This window comes from Pseudodesulfovibrio sp. lm2024 (genome assembly GCF_051175575.1).
In the GTDB taxonomy this organism is placed as follows: domain Bacteria; phylum Desulfobacterota; class Desulfovibrionia; order Desulfovibrionales; family Desulfovibrionaceae; genus Pseudodesulfovibrio; species Pseudodesulfovibrio caledoniensis.
On the sequence record NZ_CP195092.1, the window covers coordinates 2,923,501 to 2,950,482 of the forward strand.

General features: G+C 61.4%; 23 protein-coding genes. 10 read left to right on the top strand and 13 right to left on the bottom strand.

What is annotated here, in order from left to right:
* The first annotated feature begins 1 nt into the window (after position 1).
* Complete coding sequence (locus ACR42D_RS13795) at positions 2 to 925, top strand: ABC transporter ATP-binding protein (RefSeq protein WP_484567367.1); 924 nt, start codon at positions 2 to 4, stop codon at positions 923 to 925.
* On the top strand, positions 918 to 1,559 hold the full coding sequence (locus tag ACR42D_RS13800) for an ABC transporter ATP-binding protein (protein ID WP_484567368.1): 642 nt from the start codon (positions 918 to 920) through the stop codon (positions 1,557 to 1,559). Before ACR42D_RS13795 ends, ACR42D_RS13800 begins: the two co-directional genes overlap by 8 nt.
* A 124-nt stretch (positions 1,560 to 1,683) precedes the next feature.
* On the opposite strand, the gene ACR42D_RS13805 is transcribed toward ACR42D_RS13800, so the two are convergent.
* From ACR42D_RS13805 to ACR42D_RS13820, 4 genes are all read right to left on the bottom strand, one after another.
* Positions 1,684 to 2,091: a GFA family protein gene (locus ACR42D_RS13805; protein WP_484567369.1), complete on the bottom strand. Its 408-nt coding sequence runs from the start codon at positions 2,089 to 2,091 to the stop codon at positions 1,684 to 1,686.
* 162 nt (positions 2,092 to 2,253) lie between these two features.
* Positions 2,254 to 3,399 (bottom strand): aldo/keto reductase, encoded by a 1,146-nt coding sequence (locus ACR42D_RS13810; RefSeq protein WP_484567370.1) that lies wholly within the window; start codon positions 3,397 to 3,399, stop codon positions 2,254 to 2,256.
* 49 nt (positions 3,400 to 3,448) lie between these two features.
* Positions 3,449 to 3,862 (bottom strand): cupin domain-containing protein, encoded by a 414-nt coding sequence (locus tag ACR42D_RS13815; protein WP_484567371.1) that lies wholly within the window; start codon positions 3,860 to 3,862, stop codon positions 3,449 to 3,451.
* Between the two features lie 91 nt (positions 3,863 to 3,953).
* The gene (locus ACR42D_RS13820) at positions 3,954 to 5,141 is read right to left on the bottom strand and encodes an iron-containing alcohol dehydrogenase (protein WP_484567372.1); all 1,188 of its coding nucleotides are present in this window, start codon (positions 5,139 to 5,141) and stop codon (positions 3,954 to 3,956) included.
* 227 nt (positions 5,142 to 5,368) lie between these two features.
* On the opposite strand from ACR42D_RS13820, the gene ACR42D_RS13825 reads away from it, so the two are divergent.
* On the top strand, positions 5,369 to 6,307 hold the full coding sequence (locus ACR42D_RS13825) for an AraC family transcriptional regulator (protein ID WP_484567373.1): 939 nt from the start codon (positions 5,369 to 5,371) through the stop codon (positions 6,305 to 6,307).
* 108 nt (positions 6,308 to 6,415) lie between these two features.
* Here ACR42D_RS13825 and ACR42D_RS13830 read toward each other — a convergent pair whose 3' ends face one another.
* From ACR42D_RS13830 to ACR42D_RS13870, 9 genes are all read right to left on the bottom strand, one after another.
* Positions 6,416 to 7,831 carry an amidohydrolase family protein gene (locus tag ACR42D_RS13830; protein ID WP_484567374.1) on the bottom strand — a complete coding sequence of 472 codons (1,416 nt, stop codon included), beginning with the start codon at positions 7,829 to 7,831 and terminating at the stop codon, positions 6,416 to 6,418.
* 186 nt (positions 7,832 to 8,017) lie between these two features.
* Positions 8,018 to 9,676, bottom strand: coding sequence for a hypothetical protein (locus tag ACR42D_RS13835; RefSeq protein WP_484567375.1), 1,659 nt, complete (start codon positions 9,674 to 9,676; stop codon positions 8,018 to 8,020).
* Positions 9,677 to 9,964: 288 nt separating this feature from the next.
* The gene (locus ACR42D_RS13840; protein WP_484567376.1) at positions 9,965 to 11,233 is read right to left on the bottom strand and encodes a LytTR family DNA-binding domain-containing protein; all 1,269 of its coding nucleotides are present in this window, start codon (positions 11,231 to 11,233) and stop codon (positions 9,965 to 9,967) included.
* 37 nt (positions 11,234 to 11,270) lie between these two features.
* Positions 11,271 to 12,491 carry an L-serine ammonia-lyase, iron-sulfur-dependent, subunit alpha gene (locus tag ACR42D_RS13845; protein WP_484567377.1) on the bottom strand — a complete coding sequence of 407 codons (1,221 nt, stop codon included), beginning with the start codon at positions 12,489 to 12,491 and terminating at the stop codon, positions 11,271 to 11,273.
* A gap of 108 nt (positions 12,492 to 12,599) precedes the next feature.
* Positions 12,600 to 13,754, bottom strand: coding sequence for an amidohydrolase (locus ACR42D_RS13850; protein ID WP_484567378.1), 1,155 nt, complete (start codon positions 13,752 to 13,754; stop codon positions 12,600 to 12,602).
* Positions 13,754 to 14,200, bottom strand: a complete 447-nt coding sequence (locus tag ACR42D_RS13855) for a hypothetical protein (RefSeq protein ID WP_484567379.1) — start codon at positions 14,198 to 14,200, stop codon at positions 13,754 to 13,756. The genes ACR42D_RS13850 and ACR42D_RS13855 overlap by 1 nt, the downstream gene beginning before the upstream one ends.
* Positions 14,201 to 14,202: 2 nt before the next feature.
* Positions 14,203 to 15,000, bottom strand: coding sequence for a DUF3100 domain-containing protein (locus ACR42D_RS13860; RefSeq protein ID WP_484567380.1), 798 nt, complete (start codon positions 14,998 to 15,000; stop codon positions 14,203 to 14,205).
* 234 nt (positions 15,001 to 15,234) lie between these two features.
* Positions 15,235 to 16,524, bottom strand: a complete 1,290-nt coding sequence (locus tag ACR42D_RS13865) for a hypothetical protein (RefSeq protein ID WP_484567381.1) — start codon at positions 16,522 to 16,524, stop codon at positions 15,235 to 15,237.
* Between the two features lie 389 nt (positions 16,525 to 16,913).
* A complete protein-coding gene (locus tag ACR42D_RS13870) occupies positions 16,914 to 17,951 on the bottom strand; it encodes a GlxA family transcriptional regulator (RefSeq protein WP_484567382.1) in 1,038 nt (345 codons plus the stop codon).
* Between the two features lie 173 nt (positions 17,952 to 18,124).
* Between ACR42D_RS13870 and ACR42D_RS13875 the strand changes: the two genes are divergently transcribed.
* The 7 genes from ACR42D_RS13875 to ACR42D_RS13905 all read left to right on the top strand — a co-directional run bounded on the left by ACR42D_RS13875 (position 18,125) and on the right by ACR42D_RS13905 (position 26,967).
* On the top strand, positions 18,125 to 18,874 hold the full coding sequence (locus tag ACR42D_RS13875; protein WP_484567383.1) for an NAD(P)/FAD-dependent oxidoreductase: 750 nt from the start codon (positions 18,125 to 18,127) through the stop codon (positions 18,872 to 18,874).
* Positions 18,875 to 19,061: 187 nt separating this feature from the next.
* Complete coding sequence (locus ACR42D_RS13880) at positions 19,062 to 19,919, top strand: ABC transporter ATP-binding protein (protein ID WP_484567384.1); 858 nt, start codon at positions 19,062 to 19,064, stop codon at positions 19,917 to 19,919.
* Positions 19,912 to 20,718, top strand: a complete 807-nt coding sequence (locus ACR42D_RS13885) for an ABC transporter permease (protein ID WP_484567385.1) — start codon at positions 19,912 to 19,914, stop codon at positions 20,716 to 20,718. Before ACR42D_RS13880 ends, ACR42D_RS13885 begins: the two co-directional genes overlap by 8 nt.
* 341 nt (positions 20,719 to 21,059) lie before the next feature.
* Positions 21,060 to 21,554, top strand: a complete 495-nt coding sequence (locus ACR42D_RS13890) for a hypothetical protein (RefSeq protein ID WP_484567386.1) — start codon at positions 21,060 to 21,062, stop codon at positions 21,552 to 21,554.
* A 698-nt stretch (positions 21,555 to 22,252) separates the two neighbouring features.
* Positions 22,253 to 24,556: a methyl-accepting chemotaxis protein gene (locus ACR42D_RS13895; RefSeq protein ID WP_484567387.1), complete on the top strand. Its 2,304-nt coding sequence runs from the start codon at positions 22,253 to 22,255 to the stop codon at positions 24,554 to 24,556.
* Positions 24,557 to 24,724: 168 nt separating this feature from the next.
* Entirely contained in the window at positions 24,725 to 26,002 is a 1,278-nt protein-coding gene (locus tag ACR42D_RS13900) for a diguanylate cyclase (protein WP_484567388.1), read from the top strand.
* Between the two features lie 332 nt (positions 26,003 to 26,334).
* Positions 26,335 to 26,967 (top strand): FadR/GntR family transcriptional regulator, encoded by a 633-nt coding sequence (locus tag ACR42D_RS13905; protein WP_484567389.1) that lies wholly within the window; start codon positions 26,335 to 26,337, stop codon positions 26,965 to 26,967.
* Positions 26,968 to 26,982 lie beyond the last annotated feature (15 nt).

Sequence of the window (26,982 nt, forward strand, 5' to 3'; positions counted from 1 at the left end):
CATGCTGTCGGTCCACAACCTGTCCATCGAATTTTCCCGGTACGACCGGGGATGGCAACGCTGCACCCTGCACCCGGTGCGCGACCTGTCGCTGCACATCGCCCCGGGCGAGATCGTGGCCGTGGTCGGCTCCAGCGGCTCGGGCAAGAGCCTGCTGGCCCATGCGGTCCTCGGCCTGCTGCCGGGCAACGCCCGGCACACCGGCGACATCCTGTTTCAGGGCGAGCCCGTAACCCCGCGCAACGTGAAAAGGCTGCGCGGCAAACGGATCGCCCTCATCCCCCAGTCCGTGGCCTACCTGAACCCGCTGTCCAAAGTGGGCAGGCAGGTCTACCGGGCCTCGCGCCTGAGCGGACAGTGCTGCATGGACGCGGCCCGGAACACGGACCACGCCTTTGCCCGCTACCACCTGGAGGCCGGGGTCAAGGCCATGTACCCGTTCCAGGTGTCGGGCGGCATGGCCCGGCGGGTGCTGACGGCCACGGCCACGGCGGGCGACGCGGACCTGCTCATCGCGGACGAGCCGACCACCGGCCTGGACGCCGAGGTCATCCGCCAGTCCCTGGACCACCTGCGCGAGCTGGCCGACTCGGGCAAGGGGATCATGCTCATCACCCACGACATCGACGCGGCCGTGACCATCGCCGACCGGGTGGCGGTCATCTACGCCGGAACCACGGTGGAGACGGCCCCGGCCTCGGACTTCGCGGGCCGGGGGCGGCTGCGCCACCCATACACCCGCGCCCTGTGGAACGCCCTGCCGCAGCAGGGATTCCGTTATGTGTCCGGGAACCAGCCCTTGGAGGACAGCCGGGTCGAAGGCTGCGTCTACGCCGACCGCTGCGCCGACCGCTCCGAGGATTGCAAAAGCCCCCAGCCGCTGCGCGCGGTGGGCGGCGGACAGGTGAGGTGCTGCCATGCTTAAGGGCGACAAACTGTTTTTCCGCTACGAGACTTCGTCCTGGATCATCGAGAGGCTGACCTTCTCGGTCCGGCCCGGCGAGGTCGTCGGCCTGCCCGGCCCCAGCGGGCGGGGCAAATCCACCCTGGCCAAGCTCCTGGCCGGACACCTGGCTCCCCAACAGGGAACGGTCACCTGCGACGGCCAGCCCCTGCCCCGGCGCGCCTTCAGCCCGGTGCAGCTCATTTTCCAGCATCCGGAGCTGACCATGAACCCGCGCTGGAAGCTGGGCGACAGCCTGAACGAGGGATGGCGGCCCGACGGACGCACCCTGGCTCGGCTGAACATCGAACCCGCCTGGCTGGGCCGCTACCCGCACGAACTGTCCGGCGGCGAGCTCCAGCGACTGGCCCTGGCCCGGGTCATGGCCCCGCACACGCGCTATCTGCTGGCCGACGAGATGACCGCCATGCTCGACCCCAACACCCAGGCCATGGTCTGGGACGCGGTCCTGCGCTGGGCCAAGCGGCACGGCGTGGGCGTGCTGGCCATCAGCCACGACCGCAACCTTCTGGGCCGCATCGCCCACCGCATCGACGAGACCTTCGCGCCTGCGGACCGGGCCGAGTCCCCGGATATCCACCGCGCCGCCGCCTGACGAATCGTAAGACCGGTCTCGCGGCGGCGAACCGCTTTGCCGGACGCCTTCTCCCATATAAAAAAAGGACTTCGCGCCGTTGCCCGAAATCCTTTGTTTTTTTATCCTGTCAATGGAGACCGCCTCAGTCCCCTTCCGGGAGCCGGTCGAACCGGGGCAGGCCTTCCAGCCCGTTGTCCCAGTTGGCCCTGTTCGCACAGAAGATATGCGCGTCGGGCCGGATTGGCACATCGCAATCGAGGCTCCCGGCCGGGACCACCAGGAGCGTCCCGTCCATCTGGAGATTCGGCAGGGCCGAGCCGCACTCGGCGCAGAAGCTCTTTATGTGGCCCGTGGCGTTGAAATCGAACGTGCGGACCAGATCCTCGCCGCGCAGCCAGCGCAGCCCGGCCGTGGACGAAAAGAGGTTGGCCGCATGGGCGGACCCGGTGTCCTTGCGGCACCGCTCGCAATGGCACAGATAGAAACTCTCGAATTCGCCTTCCACCTCGAAAGCGACCTTGCCGCACAGGCACGATCCCGCGTATTTCACCGAACGCCCTCCTTTCTTATTACCGTAAACAGCGCCGAAGCCGAGCGCCAACCATGCGGTATCACATGCGACGCCCCTTGCCTACGGCGCAAAAAAGGCCCGGAGGAAACTCCGGGCCGTTTTTTGCGACTGGATGCGCCGGACGGTTGCGCCCCCGTCCCGTTATTCCAGGGCGGCGGCCACCTTTTTGAGGACCTCCGGGATCTCGATGGACTGCGGACACTTCTCCAGGCACTGGCCGCACTCCACGCACTGGGAGGCGAAGCCGGGATCGCGTTGCAGCACCGTGCCCGCGGCAAAGGAATTGTACATGTGCTTGGCCTCGGCCTCGTTGCCGAACATGTGCAGCTTGTTGAACATATCGAAGCAGGTGGGGATCTGGACGCCCGCCGGGCACGGCATGCAGTAGCCGCAGCCGGTGCAGCCGATCTGCATGAGTTGACGGTATGTGTCGGCCACGCGCTTGACCAGGTCCAGCTCTACGCGGGTCAGGGAATCCGATTCGGCCTGCCCGGCCACGCCCAGGTTCTGGCGGACATGCTCCTCGTCATTCATGCCGGACAGGACCACGGTCACCTCCGGGTGGTTCCAGACCCAGCGCAGGGCCCATTCGGCCGGGGTGCGCCTGGTCTCGGACAGATCCCAGATGTCGGCCACGGCCCGGGGCGGCTCGGGCAGGGCCAGATTGCCGCCGCGCAGGGGCTCCATGATGACCACGCCCATCTTCTTGGAGGCCGCATATTCCAGCCCCTTGGTCCCGGCCTGGAAGTCGGTGTCCAGGTAGTTGTACTGGATCTGGCAGAAGACCCAGGGGTAGGCGTCGACAATGGGCTGGAAGTCCTCGGACAACCCATGGAAGGAGAAGCCCGGGTTGACGATGCGCCCGTCCTTCACCGCCTTGTTCAGGAAATCCTTGGCCCCGAGCGCCTCGATGGTCTTCCAGGACGGACCGGACAGGGCGTGGATCAGGTAGTAGTCGATATGGTCCGTGCCGAGCCGTTCCAGCTGGGCGTCGAGGAAGGTGTCCATGTCCTGGCGGCTCTTGATCAGCCAGGTGGGCAGCTTGGTGGCGATCTTGACCTTGTCGCGGTAGCCGTCGCTCAGGGCCTTGCCGAGCAACGGCTCGCTCTCGCCGTTGTGATAGGGCCAGGCCGTGTCCACGTAGTTGACGCCGTCGTCGATGGCCTGGCGGATCTGGGCGATGGCCCGCTCCTCGTCAATGACGCCGTCGGCCATGGGCAGGCGCATGCACCCGAACCCCAGGGCGGACAGTTGGTCGCCGTTCTTGGGCATTGTTCTGTAAAGCAATCTGATCTCCTTGTTGATGTGCGCGTCGCGGCCGGGCTTTCGGTCGCCCCTAGCCCAGCGCGGCGTATTCCTCGTCCGAAACGGGGTCCAGCCACTCGTTGCTCCCGTTTTCTCCGGGGACCTCCACGGCCAGGTGCGAGAACCAGCTGTCCCCTGCGGCCCCGTGCCAGTGTTTCATCCCGGCCGGGACCACGATAACGTCGCCGGGACAAAGCTCACGGGCGGGCTTGCCCCATTCCTGGAACCAGCCCCGCCCGGCGGTGCAGAGCAGGACCTGCCCTCCGCCCTTGTCCGCCTTGTGGATGTGCCAGTTGTTCCGGCATCCCGGCTCAAAGGTGACGTTGGCCATGACGACCCCTTCCCCGGACAGGATATTCAGGTAACTCTGACCCACGAAGTACTGCGCGTAGGCGGTGTTCTCGGGCCCACGCTCGAATATATCCCCATATGTTTCATCAGACATGGCCGATGCTCCTTCCGGTTTGCTGTTGGCGGCCCGGCCCGCTTTTCTTGCGCGGGCCGGGTCAGTGATATTCCGATGCTCCAGTCCCCGGCTACAGGGCCGAGCGAAGCATCCAGACGATGTCGTCGCGGCTCATGCGCGGTCGGCCCAGCAGGTTGCCGTCCCCGTCGCGGGCCACCAGTGCGGCGTCCTTGGCGTACTGATCGAACAGTTCGTCGCCGATACCCACTTCGGACAGGCTCGCGGGGCAGCCGATCTCCTTCAGGAACGCTCCGTATGCGTCGATGCCCTCCGTGGCCAGAGCCGCAACGTCCTTGCCCTCGGGGGACAGGCCGAAGACCCGCTCGGCGAACTGGGCGAAGCGCTCCGGACGATGCCGGGCGGCGAAACGCATCCAGGCGGGACCCACGATGGCCAGGCCTGCGCCGTGCGTGATGTCGTGGTGGGCGGAAAGCGCGTGCTCGATCATGTGCATCGGGGCGACCATGTGCACCCCGGCCTGGACCCAGCCGTTGAGGGCGACGATGGAGGCCCACTGCACCTGGGCGCGGGCCTCGATGTCGTCGCCGTTCTCCACGGCTCTGCGCCCCCACTCGAGGGCGTTGATGATCACGCCCTCGGCGAAACGGTCCTGAACGGGCGTGCCGTCCACCCCGTTGAAGTACCCTTCCATAACGTGGGTGATGATGTCGCACACGCCATAGGCGGTCTGGTTCGCGGGGACGGTCAAGGTCAACTCGGGATCGACAATGGCGAACCGGGGGAACAGGCACTCGGCATGGGTAAAGGACTTCACCTTGGTTTCGTCATTGGAGATGACCGCGCCCCAGTTCATTTCCGAGCCGGTGGCGGCCAGGGTGGGCACGGTGATCACGGGTAACGCCTCGGTGGGGATGTGCCAGTCGGCCTGGCCGTGGCCGATCAGGTTCCACGGATCGCCGTCGTACAGCGCCGCCGCGGCGATCATCTTGGCGGCGTCCATGGTGCTACCGCCGCCCAGGGCGATGATCACGTCGCATCCTTGCTCGCACACGATCCGCGCGCCGCGCGCCACGGACGAAATGCGCGGATTCGGTTCGATCCCGGAGCATTCGGCAAAATCGACACCGGCGGCCTGGAGGCTCGAGGTTGCACGATCAAACGCGCCGCTGCGCTTGACGCTGCCGCCGCCGGTGACGATCAAGGCCTTTCGGCCGAGACCGGCGGCCACCTCGCCGAGGCGGGAAAGGGAGCCCGCGCCGAAAACCAGGCGGGTGGGGTTATAATAATCGAAATTCATAGTTATCTCCTTGGTTGATGGGCCCGGGCCGGCGTCATATGACCGTGAAGGTGGCCAAAGGCACCTTCGGAGCAGCGCAGCCGAATTCCCTTATCGTATAGGGCCGAGCCCCCCGGGCGGGGTAGACCGATCCTCTTTAATTGTTGCACAATCCTCCGAAAGAGGAATAGCATCCCTTGTGAGACACCGCTTATGGCTGCTAGGGACGCATGCAAAGGAGCCCCGCAATGAGCAAGAAAAACACAGACGACATCAGCGCTGCGCGCAACGCCCTGGCCGAGCGGATTCACCGCTGGACAGAGAAAGACGACCACATGACGTCGGATATTCCGGGGTTGATGCTGATCCGGTACGAGGCCCCCACCGAGCCCATGAGCGCCATGTACGAGCCGTGCATCTGCGTGGTCGCGCAGGGGGCAAAGCGGGTCCAGCTCGGCGACGAGGAATACATCTATGACGAGAACCACATGCTGATAACCTCGGTCGGCCTGCCGGTCATGGCCAATATCGTAACGGCGAGCAAGGAGACGCCGCTCCTCAGCCTGGTCCTGAAGATAGACCTGCCCATGGTCGCCCAGCTCATGGTGGACAGCAACCTCCCGGCCCCGCGCACCCGGCAGACCGGCAGGGGCATGGCCGTGTGCCAGGTGTCCGAACCGCTGCTCGACGGGTTCCAGCGGCTGATCGACCTTCTGGACACCCCGGAGGACATCCCCATGCTCTCGCCGTTGATCCTCAAGGAGATATTGTACCGGCTGCTCATGGGCGAACTCGGCCCGCGCCTGCGCCAGATCGCCACGGCGGAGAGCCACGGCCAGCAGGTCGCCCGGGCCGTGGATTGGCTCAAGGAGAACTACGCCAAGCAGGTCAAGGTGGAGGGGCTGGCCAGGAAGAGCGGCATGTCCGTGTCCACCTTCCATCACCATTTCCGCGCCGTAACGGCCATGACCCCCCTGCAGTTTCAGAAATGGCTCAGACTTCACGAGGCCCGGCGGCTGATGCTGACCGAGAGCCAGGACGCCACCACCGCGGCCCTGCAGGTGGGCTACGAGAGCCCGTCGCAGTTCAGCCGCGAGTACAAACGCCAGTTCGGCGCGCCGCCACTGCGCGATATCAAGAACCTGCACCGGCAGGGAAGGACCGAGGTCGTCTCGGGCGCGGCCTAGTCGGCCGGGTCCGCCTCACCGCTCTTCGGCCATCTCCAGACTCGCCAGGAAGGCGTTGATCCCGGCGATAGAGACCTCGGGCGAATCCACGAACGCGGCATGGCCCGGTCAGGCGGGCATGGACATCCATTCTTCCGGAGTGTGGGCTTCGCCATCCTTTATGGTCCAGGCCACAGACTTCAAGGCTGATATATTTTCAAGAGGATCGCCCCGAACAACGACCAGATCCGCCCGCTTTCCAACCTCTATGGTGCCGATGCTTTTTTCAAGCCCCATCATCTCCGCCGGGATCCTGGTCGCCGAGGCGATGACGTCCACAGGCGGCATCCCGGCCCCGACCAGCAGCTCCATCTCTCGAATAGTGCTGGTGCCATGGAAAAAATTGAGGAAAACCGGCCAGCTTGAGGCATCAGTCCCGACGACGATGGGAATCCCCGATTGGTGCATCGAGACAATCGCGGCGGAGGCGTTCGCCAAGCAGGAACGGATCAGCCGTTCAATGTTCAACATCCTGGTGATCGCCTTGAGTATGAAGGCGGGCATCCATTTGGGCGAGGAAGTCTTGAAAAACGTATCATAGTACTCATCCCAGGCTTCGAGATTCCTGGCGGTCTGCAACAGCTCCTCGGGGACCGTCAGACGCAGGAATTCGTCATCGAGCCGATCAAGTTCAAAATTGACCAGCATTTGATCGAACGTACAGGACAATGTCGTCGCAACATATGTCCCTTGCGCCTTCAGCCGTTCCAGGAAATCCCTTTTCGGTTGTTCGAATATGAAGCCGGAATGGACAAAGGCATGCACCCCCATCTCCAGCCCGACCGCTTGCTCCTTCTCCTTGTAGGCGTGTACGTAAACCGGCAGATTCCGCCTGGAAGCCTCCTCCACGATAATCTCGCGTATCTCCGGCGAATGCAGCGGCCAGATTTTCGATTTGCCGAACCCGGTTTCAAGCAATGTTTTCACACCGACAATGTTTTCCAGCCCCTCGTATTCATCGAACAAGGACAGGATATCCTCCCTACTGCCCGCAGGACGCCATTGAGGCCCCCAATACGGCGTCAGCATGTCATGGTCCAGATAGCCGCCCGGCGGATAAAACGCCGGGGCAAGGGCATACAAACGCGGGCCGACGCCGCCGGCCGCCAGGTAGTTTTGAAATTCCCGCAGCATCGGGGCGGAAATGGCGTTGTCCAATACCGTGGTCACTCCGCAGGCAAGATACGCACGCAACTGATGATAACGGTAGTCGTGCAGCGTTTCCTCGCTATCCTTTCGGAAGGCGGACCCCGGCACACTCTGCAGGTGGACATGGGCGTCAATCAGTCCCGGCAACACCGTGGCACCGGCGACGTCGAGAACGGGGAGCCCCTCGGCCTCGAGATTTCGGCCCATTGCGACGATCTCACCATCCTCTATATGTATACACTGCGGGTCCTTTTCGACCGTGCCCAGCCCGTCAATCACCCGGGCGTTTTTCAGCAATAGAGAACGGGAGTTTTGGTGCGCTGCATGTTCAAACACGGCTCAACCTCCTACTGGGCGGAATGAAAGGCCCCCCTTGCGGATGACGCCTCTTTGCAAAGCCCTTTTCCCTTCCGATAGCATGTGCATATTTCCCTGTATATCGGGAAGGGCTCGGGAGGCGCTCCTCCCGAGCCCTTTGCATGATCCGTCAGGGGGATCGCCCCCCGGCCGCCTGGGCGGCGTTCACCGGCCCCGGACATCGAGTCTGTACCTCGGCACCTGGAGCGCATCGAAACCGATGATGACGCATTCCCCGGTTTTTCTCAGGATAGTGCGCACTTCGGACTCGGGAACGCCGTCCGCGACCACCACATCCTCCCGGATGGCCACCGGCTGCAACCGCTCACCGACATCCGCCTTGGACACCCAATTCCCCATGCCGTGGTCCGTCGTCGCGAGAAACCGCCTCACCCCCCGGACCAGCTCGATGATGTCCGGCACCGGTGTCGGGACCGGATAGCAGACCACCCTGGCTTCCGACAGCAGGCCGTCCCGGCCCGGATCGCCAGGGTAGAAACGGAATGAGTTGAGGCCGTGGTTGACGGCTATGGACCGGAGCTTGGCCGATGAGAGCCGGGAGACCGGAATCTCGCCCGCGCCCTGGATGGTCTCTCCGGGCCCGCCCCACAGATACCGCTGTTTCTCTGGCGATAACGCCCCGATCTCATTGAATATGAAGAGGCCGGTCATGCCGTCCAGCGATGCGTGTTTGGAACCGGGGTAGTAGCTGAAGGCCCCTTCCTCCGGTATATAGTTCTTATCGCAGCAGGCCCGAATGTGCCACTTGAACAGGCCAATGGCCCCTTCCCGGTCCGCCGCCGATATGTCCTTCCACAAATACCGCGTCATCAACCTCAGGCTCTTCAAGCTCTTGAGGTTCCACTCGTGCATCCAGGCCAGGTCGTCATCCGAGGGTGGCTGCTCCGAGAGCATTTTCAGGGTGGAGCCAATGAGCGGCCCCACGTACCGCAGGGGGAACTCCTCATGAATGTCGTTGCCCTCCTTGTCCCGGAACGCCTTGATAATGGACGACGTGTTGTTCAGGTCCAGCTTGAGCAGTTTACCGGATGCCGATTTGGGTCCCCACAGGCCCGTTTCCGGGTCCTGCGCCTCATAGAACCATTTGAGCACGGCGTGTTTCCACTCGGGTGAGAAATGATAGAGACCGTGCTTTTCTATTATCCTGTCAGCACCTTCCACATGGTCGTAGGCCTCATCCCTGGCCAGGCTGAAGATGTCCCTGGCAAGGTGGAAGGACGTCTGCGGCATCAACGAGGCAAGATACCCGACCGTGGAAACGTCCTCCAGAAAGGCGATCGCTTTTTCCTGCGTGTTGATTCGATCCAGATATGCCAGCCGATACTTGAGCCGAACAGGCCGGCCGAGTTGCAGGGACAGCTTTTCTATGTGCTTGAGCACATTCTCGGTGGGGCCGTGATAGACACACATGGGGTAGGCGTCATCCATGAACGCCCCGGTGCGCGGATTCTGCTGGTTCAGATAGAACTCCAGTTCGTCCCGCGCGGAGTTGAAGACGGGCAATTTGACCAGCCCCTCCCGTGATTTCAGCTGACCGTAATATCGGTTGAACAGACCGACCGCTTCGCCCCATCGCCCCTTGTCCCACAGATAGCTTATGCCCATCAGCCGGTACTCGAACTCCGACATCACGTAATTCTCTTCCTGGAGCTCCCGGTTCAGATGAAACATCTCCTTCAGCCGGGAATTGAACCCGTACACTCCGATGGCGACGAGAATGCCCAGGGTGCAAAACAACAGCAGGACGGCCGGGACAAGCCTTCCGGCCGCAACAAGCCTTTTCCGATTTTTCTGTTTCGTCATAGCGAATCCTCGCTGGTTGAGTTGGACAGCTACGACACATATGACGGAACCGCCGACGCGGAACAACACGCATCGGGCCCAAGCAACGGGGTTTGTCTTGAACGGTACGGATTTGTCCCGAACGGTGCGGGGTGAGCGAAAACCGCCGCCGGAGCCGGAGTGGATACCGTGGGATGTTTCCGAAATCCGACCGGCGAATAGCGTTGTGGACGAAGGCTGAAGGCCGTGGCCTTCAGCCGCCCCGCCCCCTGGCGGCGGCAATCGCGCCGGATTGGGCGGTACGCGGCGCTAACCGGCCAATCGGTCTTCCAGGAAGGACACGACGCGGGGGAAATGGTTCCTGCTGATGGGGATCAGGAAACGGTCGCCGCAGAGCTTGACGAAATACCGCCGGTCCTTTTTGAACAGCCCGGAGATATGGCCGGGATTGACGACATGGGAACGGTGGGTTCTCAGGAACATGCCGGGAGGCAATTCCTCCATGATTTCACCGAGCGTTTTCCGGATGCAGACCTGCTCGTGGCCCTGGTCCTCCAGATAATGGACGTCCAGATAATGGCCATGGACCGTGATGTGGGTGATGGAGAACGGGGCGAGCGGCTTCGGCATCCCTGAAACGACGACTTGCAAAGGAACGTCGCCCGCGTGTTCACACCCCTTTTCGCCGTCCCGTTGCCGTGCGTCGCCCAATCCCACGTTCAATCGCCGGATCAGATCATCGATCAGCGCCTTCTTGTGCTCAAGGCGCAGGAAGACGGCGGAACCAAGCAGGGCATAGGGAAGATGCCGCCAGTAATAGCGCCAGAACCAAGCCTTCTGAATGTCATAGATCAGTTCCTTGAGGCAATACAGAATCCCCATGCCCAAGGTGTAGACGGCCAGAAACAACAAAAAGGCATGCCAGTAGCTCGGCTGGAATGTTTGCCTCCGCCACTTCAAGGCCAGGATGCCGAGCAGCCAGACAAACGCTATGGCGGTACAGAGGGAAAAGGCGACCAGTAAGAATTCGACGATGCCCCTGGCGATCTCGTGAGATGGGGCTGTGTACTCGAATATAGCGAAGTAAAAGACGGCCAGGATGAAAAAGTACTGCAAAACGAACCTGAGACAACTCGTATTCACAGTTATTTCAGTGCCAAGGAACGACTTGATCCTATTGGTGAGGTCAATAAGCATCTTCATAGGGGGACTCGAATACCTGCGTCCACTGTCGCCGACTGATCTCTGACTATCCCGTTGAGCAAGCCCTAGTAAATGACAAAAGGACGAAAAGGGAAAGATCAAGACGATCGCGCACGCCACCGGAGCCCCGTTTTGGCCCGCGCCGAAGGGGATTAAACCCGCGACCTCTCGAATGCCGGTCATGCGGCCTTGCATATAGCAACGCTCAATGGGGACACTGCGCGGAACCATACGCTGGAGGCGCGGGATGAATTGAAGGCCGGGGAGCGGTCCGACAAAATCCGGCATGAGAATGCCGCCGTGGATCGTCCAGCCGCTGAGCGCGTGCCGCGCGAGACGATCCGCAATCCCGTCACCGCCCCCGGCCTGCAACATTGCCCCGCCTTCGCCGCGCGAAGGCAGGGGCGGGCCGCTAGCACCCTTTGCCGGAGGCCTCCGCGAGGCCGTGTTTCGCCAGGCCCGCCATGGAGGTTTCGCGGTAGCCGCACTTCAGATCACGGCCGGTTTCGCCCATGGTCTGGACCACCTGATCGAAGCTTATGCGGTGTTCGCCGTCCGTGAAGAGGGCGTACTCGGCGGCGTTGATCGCCCGGATGGCCGAGACGGCGTTGCGCTCGATGCAGGGGACCTGGACATAGCCCCCCACGGGATCGCAGGTCATGCCCAGGTGGTGCTCCAGGGACATCTCGGCCGCATAGTCGATCTGCATCAGCGAGCCGCCGAACAGATAGGCGGCGATGGCCCCGGCCATGGCGCAGGCCGTGCCGATCTCCCCCTGGCAGCCGACCTCGGCCCCGGAGATGGAGGCGTTTTCCTTGACCAGATTGCCGATCAGGCCGCCCACGGCCAGAGCGCGCAGGATCTCCCGCTCCTCCAGGCCGTAGTCCTCCTGCAGGGAGCGCAGCACCGCGGGGATCAGCCCTGCCGAGCCGCAGGTGGGGGCCGTCACGACCTTTCCGCCCGAGGCGTTCTCCTCGGAAACGGCCAGGGCATAGGCAAAGGTCTTGCCCACGCTCCGCAGATGCCCGGACTGGGTCCTCGCCTTCTTGAAAAACGTGTTGGCCTTGCGCGGATAGCGCAGCGCGCCCGGCAGGACGCCCGTGCATTCGAGGCCGCGCGCGATGGAATCCAGCATGGCCTGCCAGATGTCCCGCAAAAACGGCCAGAGTTCCGGGCCTTCCTGTTCTTCTACGTACTGCCACAGCTCCATGCCGTTGACCTTGCAGTAGCCCATGATGGCGGCCAGCGTGGTGTGCGGGTACAGGGAAGCCGCCCCGCGATTGGGCGCGTCGGCCTCGGCGATGGTCCCGCCGCCCACGCTGAACGCTTCCCACGTCTCCACGACGGCACCCTGCCCGTCCAGGGCTTCGAAAACCATGCCGTTGGTGTGGAAGGCGCGCACCTCTTCCGGCTTCCAGATGATTTCCGTCCGCTCGAGCCCCAGCGTCCGCTCGATGATCCAGTCCGTGAGGTGCCCCCTGCCCGTGGCCGCCAGGCTGCCGAGCAGGGTCACCCGGTAGCGGACGGCGTCGGGCGTGCGTTGCATGAAGGCCTTGGCCGCTTTCTGCGGACCCATGGTATGGCTGCTGGAGGGACCGTTGCCCACTTTGTACAATTCTTTCAGGGAATCCATGCTTGCTCCGTATGGATCGTGCCAAGGCTGCCCCGCCGCCGGACAATGCGGGGCGGGGCAGCCTTGAGGATAGGGTTTGACGGGATTTGCCAGAGGCCGTCAGCGGCCTCAGGACCGCTGCATGACCTCGTCGAGGAGCTCCGCGAAGAAGGAGGCCCCCACCAGGATGACCTGGTCGTTGAAGTCGTATTTGCTGTTGTGGATCACGGGCGAATCCGCGCCGTTGCCGACCCAGACGAAACAGCCCCTGGTGTGCTGCATGTAGAAGGCGTAGTCCTCGCTACCCATGGCCGGGAGCTCGTCGGTGAGCACGTTCTCCTCGCCCACGACCCTGGCGGCGGCCCTGACGGCCGGTTCCGGCATGGAGTTCGCCAGCACCGGATGCTTCCGGTGGTAGTTGAAGGACGCCTGCACGCCGTACATGGCGGCCACGCCCTCGGCCAGCTGGCCCAAGGACTCTTCGATGAGGTCCTGGACGCCGCCGTCCGTGGTGCGCACGTTGCCGCGCAGGACCACTTCGTCCGGGATGATGTTGTAGGCGCTGCCGCCGTGCACCTGCGTGATGCTGATGACGGCCTTGTCGTGGGCCGAGACCTTGCGCGGAATGACCGTCTGCGCGCCCTTGATGAAGTCGGCCACCGCCGCAAAGGGCTCCACGCAGAGATGGGGCACCGAGGCGTGTCCGCTTTTACCCCGGATGACCAGGTCGAAGCGGTCCTCCGAAGCCATGCAGGGGCCGGGGTGCACCACGATCCGATCCACCGCGTAGCCCGGCCAGTTGTGCAGGCCGAACATGCAGTCGATGGCGTACTTTTCGAACAGGCCGTCCTCGATGATCTTGAGCGCCCCGCCGTAGCCCTCCTCGCCGGATTGGAAGAGGAGGAGCACGGTTCCGTCGAAGTCGCGATGATCGGCCAGAAACCGGGCGAAGGCCAGCAACGTGGTCGTGTGGCCGTCGTGGCCGCAGGCGTGCATGCGCCCCGCCCTTTCGGACTGATAGGGCAACCCGGTTTCCTCGGAGGTCTCCAGGCCGTCCATGTCCGCGCGGAAGGCGACGATCCTGCCCGGCCCGCGGCCTTCGACCTTGGCCAGCAGGGAATTGACGCCGATGTCCTCGTAACCGATGCCGAAGCTGTCGAGCGTCGCCTTCACGAAGGCGACGGTCTCGACCGTATCCAGCCCGATCTCCGGGCAGGTGTGCAGGTGCCTGCGCATGCCTTGCAGTTCATCGAAGAACGCTGCGATTTCAGGCTTCAGATTCATTATATCTCCCCGAGGGATTTGAGCACGACCTGGGCAATGCCGGCGGAAGCGATGTACGTGCCGGCCATGACGAACAGGCTGACCACCACGATGCGCCAGCCGGTCTTTTGCAGGGCGGGCAGGTCCTTGCCGATGCCGATGCCGGCGTAGGCCAGGATGGGGGTGGTCAGGGCCAGGAAGTTGACCTTGGAGACCCAGGCGGCCACGGCTTCGTGGCCCGGAACGCCGGGCATGGTGATGATCATGCCGAAGGTGATGACGTACAGGACCGTGGGCAGTTTGTAGACGTATTTGTTGGCCAGGACGCCGAGGACGCAGATGGCCACGAGCACGGCCATGCCGGGCATGGCCTCGATGATGCCGAAGCCGTAGCCGATGCGGTTGCCCACCAGGGTGATGACGGCGACGATCAGCAGGACGATTGCGGATTCGATTATCTTGTTCATGACTAAGCCTCCTGAGCGGTGCCGAACTTGATGCGGTATATGATTTTATAGAGCTTGTTGGCCAGGGGCAGGGCGATGAACATGGACATGTACACGCCGTCCAATCCGGACAAGGTGTTGCTGGCCACGCCGAAGGCCTGGATCTTGTCCGCCATGTCCGGGTAGATGGCCGAGAGGCTGCCGATCGTGGCGGTCATCATGCTGGCCGAGCCGACGCCGGAGGCCATGGCCAGGGCATAGGGATGGAACCAGTTCAAGACGCTCAGGAAGGAGGCGGCCAAGCCGAAGAAGATGGTGCCGAAGACCGTGCCGCAGATGTAGACGCCCATGACGCCGCGTCCCTCGGGAGAGTCCAGGCCGTAGATGTCGCTGATCAGGGCGACATTGGGTTCGCGGGCGATGGAGTGGGCGGCGCCCACGGATTCGCGTTTCAGGCCCAGGAACACGGCGATGGGGATGCCGATGACCAGCGTGCCGATGTTGCCGAATTCCTGCAGAATGAGGGCCGGTCCGGCCTTGAGGATCTCGAAGAACTTCGGCCCCACGAGGGTGCCGTAGCGGGCCATGAGCAGCATTAGGGTGAGGCCGACCAGACAGCTCGCATGGTCCATGTCCCTGTCCTTGACGACCTTCAGGAATTTCGGTCCCAGAAAGGTGCCGATGAAGACGGCGTAGAGCATGGGCAGAAGGACCAGCTTGCCGGGTCCTATGTTGAATTGAATGATGCCCACCAGTTCGGATACGGCCACCAGCACGAGCACGAGCAGGTGGACCTTCACGTTTTTGATTGCTTCTGACATGTAGTGTTTCCTATGGTTGAAATGATTGTGCTTTACCTGGTTTCGTCTGTGGTTCTCCCGGCGTGGCCTGAATATTCAAACCGCGCCGACACGACGTTTCTTCCCAATCCGGGTAATGTTTCCGACTGTCTGTCTTCTCTCCCCTGCCCTCCCTTTGTCTGCCATGGTTGACGACCTTGTATTTAGGCCATGTCATAAATATGTCCGAAAATGGCTGTGCCGTACCCATTGCCGCTAAATATTTATCTGAACAAGGTTTTTCGGACGGCCGACACTATATGAATTTTCCTTGCCCACCAGCGTTGCATGCCCGCTGTCCAGAAACTTCTTGAGCACGCGCCGGGCGCTGCGCTCGCCGATCCCCAGACATGCGGCGAGGTCTCCGGAATCGAACGTGTTTTTCCCCGTCTTGTCCATGATGGCCCGAATGCGATCCACGTAGCTCGGGGTGACGCCGATCTCCCGGGCGATACGCAACAGGGTGTCGTCCCCGATGCGGGTGCGGTAGTGCAGCTCATCCTCCTCTCCCAGGGGGCCCCGTATCTGATCGTCGTGGGCGAGAAACACGCCGCCGTGAGGCCGTTCCCGGCTGTGGGAGAGAGCCGTGCGTGCGGATTTCTCCGCCTCGAACGCGGTGGAGCCTATGCCTATGCCCGAGCAGACCCTGAGATTGTTCTTGCGGCTCCAGTTCAGGATATCTCCGAACAAGCCCAGATGCACCGGGCTTTCGATGACCCCACGGGTCGAAAAGATGGCGTATTCGCGTTTGCCTATGTTGAAGACGCTGCCCTGGATGGCGCGGACATAATCGAGCAATTCCAGGAAGAAAAGTCCTTCATCCCGCATGCGGTCGTACTGGTTGTTCGAGTTCCCCTCGTTGCGGAACAGGCGGATGATCTGAATGGCGATGCCCGCGGAGCGCAGGCCACGGGCCGCGATGGCCCCCAGGAGATGCTCCACGGTGTCGCGGACTTGCAGGGAGCTGGGAAGCATGCGGAACACCGGGCACCCCAGGCCGATCAGCTGCTGGTAGACCGAGCCGAAACCGGAAATGGCCAGGTCCACCTTGTCGGATTCCAGGAGTTCGCGGTGCCACTCCAGGAACTCCTGCTCGGTGTGCTGCGTCGTGAAGGGCATGGAGTACACCTGGCCGAAGGGGATGCCGAACTCGCGGATGACCTCGGAGATCACCTGCTGGGTGACGACGTCGATGCTGATGCGGTCAAAGGACAGGCCGCGGCGCTGTATTTCGGAAAAGGCGCGTATCAGGCTGTATGCGCCGCGTTCGATCTGGGTGTATGGCTTTGTCAGGACGCCCCTGGCCTTGGCCGCCTCCTGGACGCCGATGCCGGAGAAAAGCAGGCCGTCGCATTCGCTCTGACTCTGCTCCAGGACTTCGTGGACATCCTCGGTCCGCTCCCGGACGTAGGCCTTGAACGCCACATCGGGAAAGAACCGTTTCATCGATTCCCGCATGATCTCCACGGAGTCGGACGGACCGACAAGGGCGAGTCTTTTTCTCATCAGCTTCCAGCGGTTACGCAAGTGATTTCATGAACCGTTCGGCAACGCGGCAATTACGGCCACGTCCCAAAGATGTCCATAATTGGTTACCCAATGCCATTGAAATGGAAGCCCTGTCAATGGCCGCGCACCAAGCCGGGAAGAATACGATTCGCCCCGGCTGCCCGGAGCATCGGAAGCGGTTCCCCGCTGCCGCCCAACCGGATGGCTCCTTTCAGGATACAGTCGGGCAGGCACCCTCCGGGCTGCTACCTTATCCAGCCAATTCCTTTATATTTATCTCACAAAAAGGACTTGGAAGAACACTCTAAGCCGTTACATTCACAGGTGGAGCGAAGGGAATTGAACCCACGGCCTCAAGCCGCTCTCTGCCGTCAGGATCCTCCACCTCAGGGCGTTCCGAAATGCTCCCTGTAAGAGAGCGGAGAAACACCAAAGGCGCGGACAAAGGCTCTTCGCATCAGTTCCGCGCTTCGAAAGCCGCAACGGTCGGCAACCTCCTTGACGCAGACGAATTCGGACACCTCCAAATGCTGCCGTGCAGCCTCCAGGCGAAGCCTTTCGACGTAACGGGCCGGGGTTATACCCATCTCACGGACAAAGACACGGGCAAAATTGCGGGGGCTCATGGCCACGCGTGAAGCCAGGGACTCGACGGAAAGGTCCCCCCCTATATTTTCCGACATCCAAACCTGCAATTCAAACAAGGGGGAACTGGCCGAGCGCTGCTGAGAAAGCGAAACGCTAAACTGCGCCTGACCTCCCGGGCGGCGCAGGTACAGAACCAGCCTTCTGGCCACGTCAAGAGCCACCATGCCTCCGAAGTCCTCCTCGACGAATCGCAGCGACAGGTCCATCCCCGACGTCACGCCGGCCGAGGTATATATGTTCCCGTCCTGAATCCAGATGGGATCGGCATCGACTTTGACCTTCGGATACCGCGATGCGAATTTTTGCGCATACTCCCAGTGGGTCGTGGCCCGCCGTTCATCCAGGAGCCCGGCTTCGGCAAGCAGGAACGCCCCTGTACAGACCGACCCGATTCGGCGAACGCGAGCGGCCATGAACCGAAGCCAATCAAGCACCTCCGGGGCGCTCCCGCGCATTGCGCCCCGGCCGCCGGCGACAAGCACCGTATCGACATCATCATTGATTTCACCAATGAGACGATGCGCAACCAACGTGCATCCGGAAGCCCCGGCCACGTTCATATCTGGTCCCGAGGTCGCCAAGACGACTTTGTATCCCCGCTTCCCGGCAACGATCTTGTTGGCTGCCTGAAAGACATTGAGCGGACCGGTGACATCGAGCTCCAACACCGGCGGGGGAGCAAAAATCACCACATTGCGATAATCGGAATCCATTGTTCCCGCTTTCTGCATATCCATCACCATTGAGACTTGGTTGTGTTCAGTTCCCGCTTCCACTTCACTCTCTCCTGTCCACAATAAGGCGTATTGCCCGAAAGGGAACTGGGGGGGCCGCAGCGTGGCAGAAAAAGTGGGGTGTTTGTCATTTATCGACAAGACCTCCGCCGATAGACAGGGGGCGTGGCTGAACGCCGCACCGCCTGTACCACGAAACATAAGGAGTTTTGGAAATGGCAAATCGAAAATGCGACAACTGTGGCGACTTGATCGACATGAAATCCTTTCCGGAAACGTGCCCGTCGTGCGGTCGGCACCATGGGTTCTCCGCCTTGAAGGCCATCCTCCAGCGGGACAATGAGACGTATGCGGTAGCCCCGCATATCCCCGGAGGAATCATTACGGACTTCAACCTCCTGCGGAAGCTCGCCGACGTGGCGGAGCGTTACGAGGCGCAAGCGATCAAGATCACCTCGGCCGGACGTTTCGCCCTTGTGGGATTCAAGGAGACCGACATCAACTCGGTGTGGGAGGATCTCGGGCTTCCGCCTTCGGCGGGCAGCGGGCTGTGCGTGCGATCCGTCAAGCTTTGCCCCGGCACAAGCTTCTGCAAGCGCGGCCTGCAGGATGCCGTGGGCGTCGGATTGAGGATCGACGAAAAATACTACGGCTACAGCCTCCCCTACAAGCTCAAGATCGGCGTCTCCGGCTGCACCAATACTTGTGCGGAATCCACCGTCAAAGACATCGGGCTGATCGGAATGAAAGGCGGCTGGAGAGTCGTTGTCGGCGGGCTCGTCACCGGCCTGAATCCCCGGTTCGCCGACGTCATCGCCGACAACCTCGATGACGAACAAGCTCTCCGCGTCGTGGACGACCTCATCGAATGGTACTGCGCCGCCGACATCCCCAAACGGATCGGGCGCATCATCGACGACATGGGCCTGGATGCGTTCAAGGCGGAATTGGGGCTTGCCGGATAATTCCGGCCGGGTGTCGAAAGGAGGCTCTCTCAGCCCATGCGGGCTGCATGGAGCGCAAGCATAATCACCGACCTCAACCATATGCCGAAGCGACCCACTCGGCCCGGGCAGATGAACCCTTTCCCTCCTGTTGGGGTTCCCTGGCCGGGCCGGGACTTCAAGGACTGTCGGCTAAAGAAAGAGCACCATGATAGCAGTTTATGATCTCCAAAAGTCTTATGGTCGTATCCACGCGCTGAAGGGGGTAAGTTTCTCCGTCCGTCCGGGCGAATGCTTCGCATGCCTGGGGCCGAACGGAGCGGGAAAAACAACGGCCATGCGCATCATGTCCGGGCTCGCCCGTCCCGACTCGGGGCAGGTCTTCGTGCAAGGGCGTGATCTGCTGCGCAACCCGGCGGGCAAAGGCGCCATCGGCGTGGTGACGCAACGGATCAACATGGACCAGGACCTGTCCGTCGAGCAGAATCTAGACATCCACGGCCGCTTCTTCGGCATGGACAAACGCTCACGCAGGGAAAGGATCAAGGAGTTGCTGGACCGCACCGGCCTTGCCGGTCTGGAGCGGGCCACGGTCAAGTCCCTGTCCGGCGGAATGAAACGCCGGGCGATGATCGCCCGTGCGCTCATGCACGGACCTTCGGTGCTGTTTCTGGACGAACCGACGGTGGGACTCGATGCGGACATCCGGCGTTCCATTCGGGCGCTGCTCAAGGACTTCCAATCTTCCGGCGTGACCATTTTCCTGACCACACATTACATCGAAGAGGCGGAGACCCTGGCCGGAAGAGTCGCCTTCCTCAAGGAAGGCGAAATCACCGCCCTGGATACGCCCGGAAACCTCATACGGAATCTGGGGGCATGGATGGTGGCCGATCGCGATACAACCTCGGCGAGTTTCCATGCGGATCGGGCAACCGCCCTGCTCCAGGCCGTCACGCGCCCGAACTCGACAGTCGGACGGACCTCGCTTGAGGACGCATACCTGCACGCAATGGGCAGCACCCCCGTTGAACGTCGGAAGGAGGTTGAGAACAACCATGCCTGAACACAGGCTAAAGACGGATAATCCGCAAGGCTGCCATCCGACATCATGGCATCCGCTCAAAGGAGCAATCGGACGCATCCTTTCCATCTACTACCGGGAGATAGTCATCATGCGTGGACGAGGGTTGCGCCTTCTGTCCGGCATGGCGGTCTCGCCCACCCTGTATTTCGTCATCTTCACGCAGACCATGGACCACACGCGGCTCGAAGGCGTTCCGTACTCCACCTTCCTCCTGCCGGGACTCGCAGCCATGGCGTCCATGACACAATCCTACGCTCTGGCGACTGAAATCAACATCGCCCGCTTTTACTTCCACACGTTTGACGAGATACAGGCCTCGCCGATCCGGCCAGTGGAATATGTGATGGGAGAGGTCCTGGCCGGTACCAGCCGCGGGTTGGCGGCGGGAGGCGTGGTGGCTGCCATAGGCGGCCTGTTCAGAGTGCCTTTCCACGCCGGGCCGTTATTTTGGGCAGGTATTTTCCTGAACGCCTTCTGCTTCGCATGCATCGCGGTGGCCATTGCCATGGCGGTGCGGTCCCACCGGGATCAGGCTCTGCTCAACAACTTCATCATCACCCCCATGGCTTTTCTCGGGGGCACCTTCTTCTCCGTGAAGACGGTACCGGAATGGGCTTCATTGTTGCTCAATATGCTCCCATTGACGCAGGCGTCATCCCTCATTCGCCAGGCCAGCCTGGCGTCGCCTGTGGAACTGTCCAGACTTGCAGTGCTCACCGGCCTGGGCGCCGTATTTTTCATGGCCGCCGTACTGTTGACGAAGCAAAGCCGAGAGTGACTCATTGCGAAAACAACAATCGGGGAGGTCACGCCATGACCCCGTCTCCAACAACAAAGAGACATTCTCTCGATTTCATTTGTATATCCTTTAGTGTATTCCACGAAAAAGGCTTAGAAGGAAAACTTTCTAAGCCTTTATAATCATAGGAGAGCTGGAGGTAATTGAACCCACGACATCTTGAAAGCCACCACAGCTTCTCCCAACCAAGGGACTCCCTCCTTCTCGTCATTATCCTGGCGGCGCTATTCGCCATCCACGCCGTTGCCGGGCCCCCGGCGCAAACGCTTTGACATCCTCCGGCGTTCGGCTATAAGAGGCCGCATTCTAAGGAGCCTGACATGAAACTGCACCGACTCTTCCTGATTTGCCTTTTTGCGGCGCTGCTTAGCGGCTGCGTCGGAAAGATCACCGCCCCCACCTCCGGTCCCACGGCCAAGGTCACGGTGGAGGTGACGAACTTCGCCCCCAACCGCTCGTTGACGAACATTGAAAACGGCTACTTCACCATCAGCAACGCCGACGAAAGCTGGGGCGGCCAGCAGATCCTGCAGAACGACAGCCCCAACTTCTCCCAGCTGGTTCCGGCCGGCGAGGAGTTGACCTACATCGTCCATCTCATGCAGGGCGGCGGCGGATTCTCCTCCACCTGCGGCGTGAAATTCCAGATGACGCTGCCGGAAAACGCCGACCTGCACATCAAGTTTGAACTGTTCCGGGGCGAGGGCCCCGAAGTCATCGGCTGCGTCGCCACCCTCTACTCGGGCGACAAGCTCATCGGGACCTACAAAGGCAGCTCGAGCATCACCCTCTACAAGGTGAAGTGGGTCTACTGATCCAGGTTGCGCCGCATCCCGGCATCCGCCCGCTCAACGAAGACAAGGCCCGGAAGGACATCCTTCCGGGCCTTTCGTTTTCCTCGCAGAGGCCATCGACATCCGCGACTAGACGCCCCCCCCTCGAAGGAGGCCGGTCCCTATTGGCAAGGAGAATTGCAACCGCAGAAGGAGGTCCCTCCCGCGCCGAGCAAGTTCCTTACGGCATACCCGTCAAAGCATCCCGTCGGAACCGGCGGATACAAAGCGGACATATTTCTTAATCCGCCATCGGGCACAAAAAAGGGATTCCAATTATCAACTTGAAATTCTCATTTTTCTTATGGTGGAGCTTGCGGAAATTGAACCCACGACCTCTTGAAGTCCACTCAAGTGGTATTACTTATAACTATTTTGAATAGTTATTGTTTCTTTAGCGGGAGAGACATCTCAAGAGTATGTCGGCGGGTAAAAGAGACAGCAATATTTCTTAAGCCCCAACAATGTGGTTGGACCACATCGGCTAGCCGACTGGGTTGTTGCCGGGAGTATGCTATGAGCCACAGGAGCTGTATAAACCAATATTTACCCGGAGTTATCTGAGGATGCAATCCAACAACTTTTTTACACGCCATCTGGCGTTCAGGTATATAGGATGCGTACTTGTCGTACTTGTCCTTTTTGCCCTGGCTTTCGGCTCCTATCTGCACAGGAATCAGGTGCAGGAGGAGCTCAAGACCGACCGGGCGGAAAACACGGCCACCCTGCAGGCCCTCTCCCTGGCGTTGACCGACTGGATCAACGGCCAGGTGAACCTGGCCAAGCTCATCGCCAGCACCGAATCGGTGGTCTTGGCGTGCTCCTATCCGGAAGACCTGTCCATGGTGGCGGAGGCGCAGCGTTTTCTGCAAAGCATCCACGACCGATACGGCTTCTACGAGAACATCCCCCTGGCGCTGCACAGACCCAACGGCGCACCGCTGAACACTACGGTCAACGGCGAGTCGCGCGTGGTCCGCGACGGCGGTTTCTTCGTGGACACGGTGGGCGGCAAGACCATCGGCAAATGCAGCACGGAAATGAGCTTCATCAAGGCATCGCGCGAGGGGAGGGAGTATTTCATCAGCCAGGTCTATCCAAGCCTGTTGCGCGGCAATCCGATCTTCGTCATCGCCGTCCCGGTGCTCCGCGAGGGAAGACACGTGGGCACCGTGATCCTTGCGCCGCAGATGGACTACTTCACCAACATGTTCATCAAGAAACGCCGCATCGGGAAAAGGGGACAGGTCTTTTTCAGCGACGACCGCAACGTATTCATCGCCCACAGCGACCCCTCCCTGATCCTGAAGAAGGACCTCGGCGACCACGCGCAATACCTGCAAAGGATCACCGATGGGAACACCGAGTTCTTCTCCTCGGCAGGGACCGGCGAAGAGTTCCGCTATCTCTCGGCGCGGGTGGGCATCCCCGCCTCGAACATTCAGCATGCCTGGTTCCTGACCGCGGCCAAACCCACAGCCGAAATCGAAGCGGGCGCCGACGAGTTCCTCAGCAAGCTGTGTTGGGCCGGGGCCGGACTGATTCTCATGCTCGCCCTGGTGCTCTACGGCCTGACCCGGTGGCTGGTCACCAGCCCCCTCTCCAGGGTCGCGGCCTATGCGGGCAGCATTGAACAGGGCGACTTCGAGGCAACCCTCACCCTTGACCGCTCCGACGAAATCGGCGCGTTGGCGCAGAGTCTGCGCAACATGACCGAAAGCATCATCGGGCAACTGCGCAAGGAGATGGGACTGTTCCGGGGCATCCTGAGCGGGATTCAGAACCCGTTCGCCGTGGTGGACACGGAATTGGGCGTCATCAACTGCAGCGACAGCATGATCCGAACCACGGGAAGGACCGGCCGTGTCGAGGACTTCCGGGGCTGGCCCGTGGCCAGGTTCTTTTTCGACGACCCCAACCGCCATGTCGTCCTGACGGACGTCTTCAAAGACGGCCAGCCGCGGAAAAGGGTGCCCTTCGCCTATACCAACCCCAAGGGCGAATCCTTTGACATGCTCATCGACGTGGTCCTGGTTCGCGATGACGAGGGCGAGGTCCTCGGCGGCATCACCTTCTGGAACGACGTCACCGAAATCAAGGCCCAGCAACGGACCATCGAAGCGCAGAAGGAACGGATCGAAAAGGCTGCCGCCGAAGCGGAGCGTCTTTCCCTGACCACCGAGAAACAGATAGGGCTCTTGATGGAGGATGTGACCAACTCAAGCAGACTGACATCCGAGCAGGAAGACAGTCTGCTGGAGACCGTGGCCGCCATCGACGAACTCAGCGCCACCATCCAGGAGGTCGCCCGCAACGCGTCCCACACCGCGCAAAACGCGGACGGGACCAGAGAGCAGGCTCACAACGGCGTCATGGTTGCCGATGCGACCATCAGCTCCATCCACTCCGTCCGGGAGCTCGTATCCACCACCCAGCGGGACCTGAAAACGTTGGAGCAGCAGGCCGACGCCATCGGCGAGGTGATGAAGATCATCAACGACATCGCCGACCAGACCAATCTCCTGGCGCTGAACGCCGCCATCGAGGCGGCCCGGGCGGGCGAGGCCGGGCGCGGCTTCTCGATAGTTGCCGACGAGGTGCGCAAACTGGCGGAAAAGACCCTCAACGCCACCGGCGAGGTGGATGGCGCCATCAGGGCCATTCAGGGCAACACGCGCCAGTGCTACGCCTCCATCACCCATGTGGAGGCCGAGGTGTCCAACAGCGTTCAGAACGTTCAGAAGACGGACACCGCCTTCAAGAAGATCGCGGAGATTGCCGAGGTGACCAGCGGCATGGTCACCGGCATCGCCACCGCAACGGAACAGCAGTCGGCCGCCACCGAACAGATCGCCAAGACCGCCGCCGAGGTGCGCGCCATGGCCGAAGAGACCAACCGGGTCATGACGCGCTCCGACGACAGCGTGCATCAGCTCAAGGACGCCTTCAAGCAACTGCACGACATCATCGTTTCCATGAACTAGCCGATGCGGCCGGCCTTCCAAGGAGGGCCGGCCGCACCCCTTTCCCCCGTTTTTCCCCCACGTTGGCGTTGTGGTACAGCCAGACACACGCTATTTGCCAATCGTTCTCAAAACACGTTATGAGTCGACTTTCGACCACATATCCAAGCCGCATCACAGAGGACATTCATGCCGGATTCCACTTCAAAACCGAACAGCCATCCCGAAGAAAGAATCCTGGCCAACTATTTTGAGGAACTGCCCGGCATTGTCTGGCGTATCGATGTCGTCAGCAACGAGATCACATTCCTGAACAAGCACGCGGCCTCCCCCGAAGGGGAAAGGATCAGGGCCGTGCTCCAGAATCCGCAGATTCCCCAAGAGGTCATCGTTCCCGAAGACAGGGAGCAGTTCCGTTACAGCCACCAGCTGATCCGCAGCCGCAGGAGAACGGCCTGCTCGTTCCGGGTACGCACGGAAACCGGGCGGATAAAATGGTACAAACTCATGGGCATGCCCGACCCGGCCCACCCCCGTTGCTCCCTGGGGATTCTCCTGAACATCTCCGACCATGCGGAAACCATCATGAAGGCCACCGGGAGTCCCCAGTTGTCGGACAAGATCGACATGGTGGACCAACCAGTGCTGCTGGTCCGCTTCATGGACCGGACCGTTCATCTCGCCAACCAGGCGGCCCGGCAACTCCTGAGCTACGACGACAATACCCTGTCGCAACTGACCCTGCAGGATCTGCTGTGCGACAATCCGGACACCGACCTCTACCAGGTCTACGAAGGGCTGATCTTTTCCGACCACTGGAACGGGGATCTGCTCGTCACCGACGCGCTGGGGCGGAGCCATCTCTGCGCCGCCCGAATTCAGGCCATTTCCCGACAGGAGGACAATCTCCTCTGGATTACCCTCTCCCACCACAACAACTGCACGGCCTGCAAGGGCGTGCCGGTAAGGGGAAACGAAACCGTGGCCCCCAGGTTCTCCGGCGCATCCCTGCGACGCTGTGCGTCGGTCAAGACCCTGCTCAAGACCCTGCTCCGGGCCCTGCCCGAGAAATCCCCCACCAATGCCCTGCTGCTGTCGCGCATCTTCATCGACGAGAATGTCGTGTCGGTCACCGGCGTGGGCACCCCCTTCGACAAGGACCCCGAGGATTTCGCCCACCCCTACGAGGGATCCATCGCGGAAAGCATCCTGCGCTTCAACCAGCCCAATCATGTGGTGGCGGAAACATCCAAGAGCATCAAGGCCATCGACTGGGCACTGTTCATCCCCCGCGGCATCCGCTCCTACTTTGCCCAGCCCTTTTACACCGAAAAAGGGCTCACCTACGTGCTGATCTTCTGCTCGACCGAACCGGACAGCTACGATCCCGACTCGGAAGCCCCCCTCAAGGGACTGCACCAGGAATTCATCGCCAACCTGGAACGCTGCCTGGCCAAAAAACGCTGATTCTGGCCCAACCAATTCCCCCGTTCCCTTTGTCACCGTCCGGGTACACCGGCAGACGCAATTGTCGTATATCCCACTCCATTAGTCAGCTTTTCTTCAATTCCTCACATAATTAAAGCCGGTTACCAGAAACCCTCCCGATTCCTCGCTCTGCCCGGCCTATCTGGTTGGGCCAGTTTGGCAGAAATTTTTGCCTTTCCCCTTGCCTACTTCCATTTTCAGACCGTAGACCAAAGATGAACAGCTACTCAAACGTCAGATAACTCCAACTGGTTGGGCCAGACATGACGACAACAACACAACGTCCCATTATTTGCCGCAGGATGGTGGACATGCTCAAGGGCGGCGCCTTTTCGGTCGGCGACAAGCTGCCCGGAGAGCGCAGGCTGGCCGCCATGTTCGAAACAAGCCGCAACACGGTGCGCGAGGCGCTCTGTAATCTCGAATCCATGGGCTATCTTGAGATTCGGGAAAAAAGCGGCTGCTACCTGAGAAGCATGGACGGTCGTCTCAACTGGGAAAATCTCCGTTCCCGCAAGAATGCCGAGGCCTTCCGCCAGTTGGTGGAGGCATTGGGCATGATCGCGCCGGGGCTGGTCCGCTCCCAGGCGGACAAGCTCACCGCCACGGACATGGCCAGGCTGGAGAAGGCCACGGTCAACATCGGCCGGGCCATCGTCAACTCGGACCCGTCAACCATCGGGAACCGCTACATATCCTTCTACCTCGTCCTGGCCGAGATCGCGTCCAACGACTACCTGATCCTGCTGCTCAAGGAACTGGGCATGGCCTCGGCCAACCTCTCCAGCAGCGGAGGCGGCCTGTCCGAGGTGCAGGTGGATTCCCTGTTCGCCTACCATGTGGAGCTCTTCAACGCGCTGAAGGGCGGTCAGGCGAATACGGCCGAGCAGCTTGCACGGGAATGCATGCAGGCCCTGCATCGACTGGTATTGCCCGAGTATTGATCTCCCCCCGCAAGG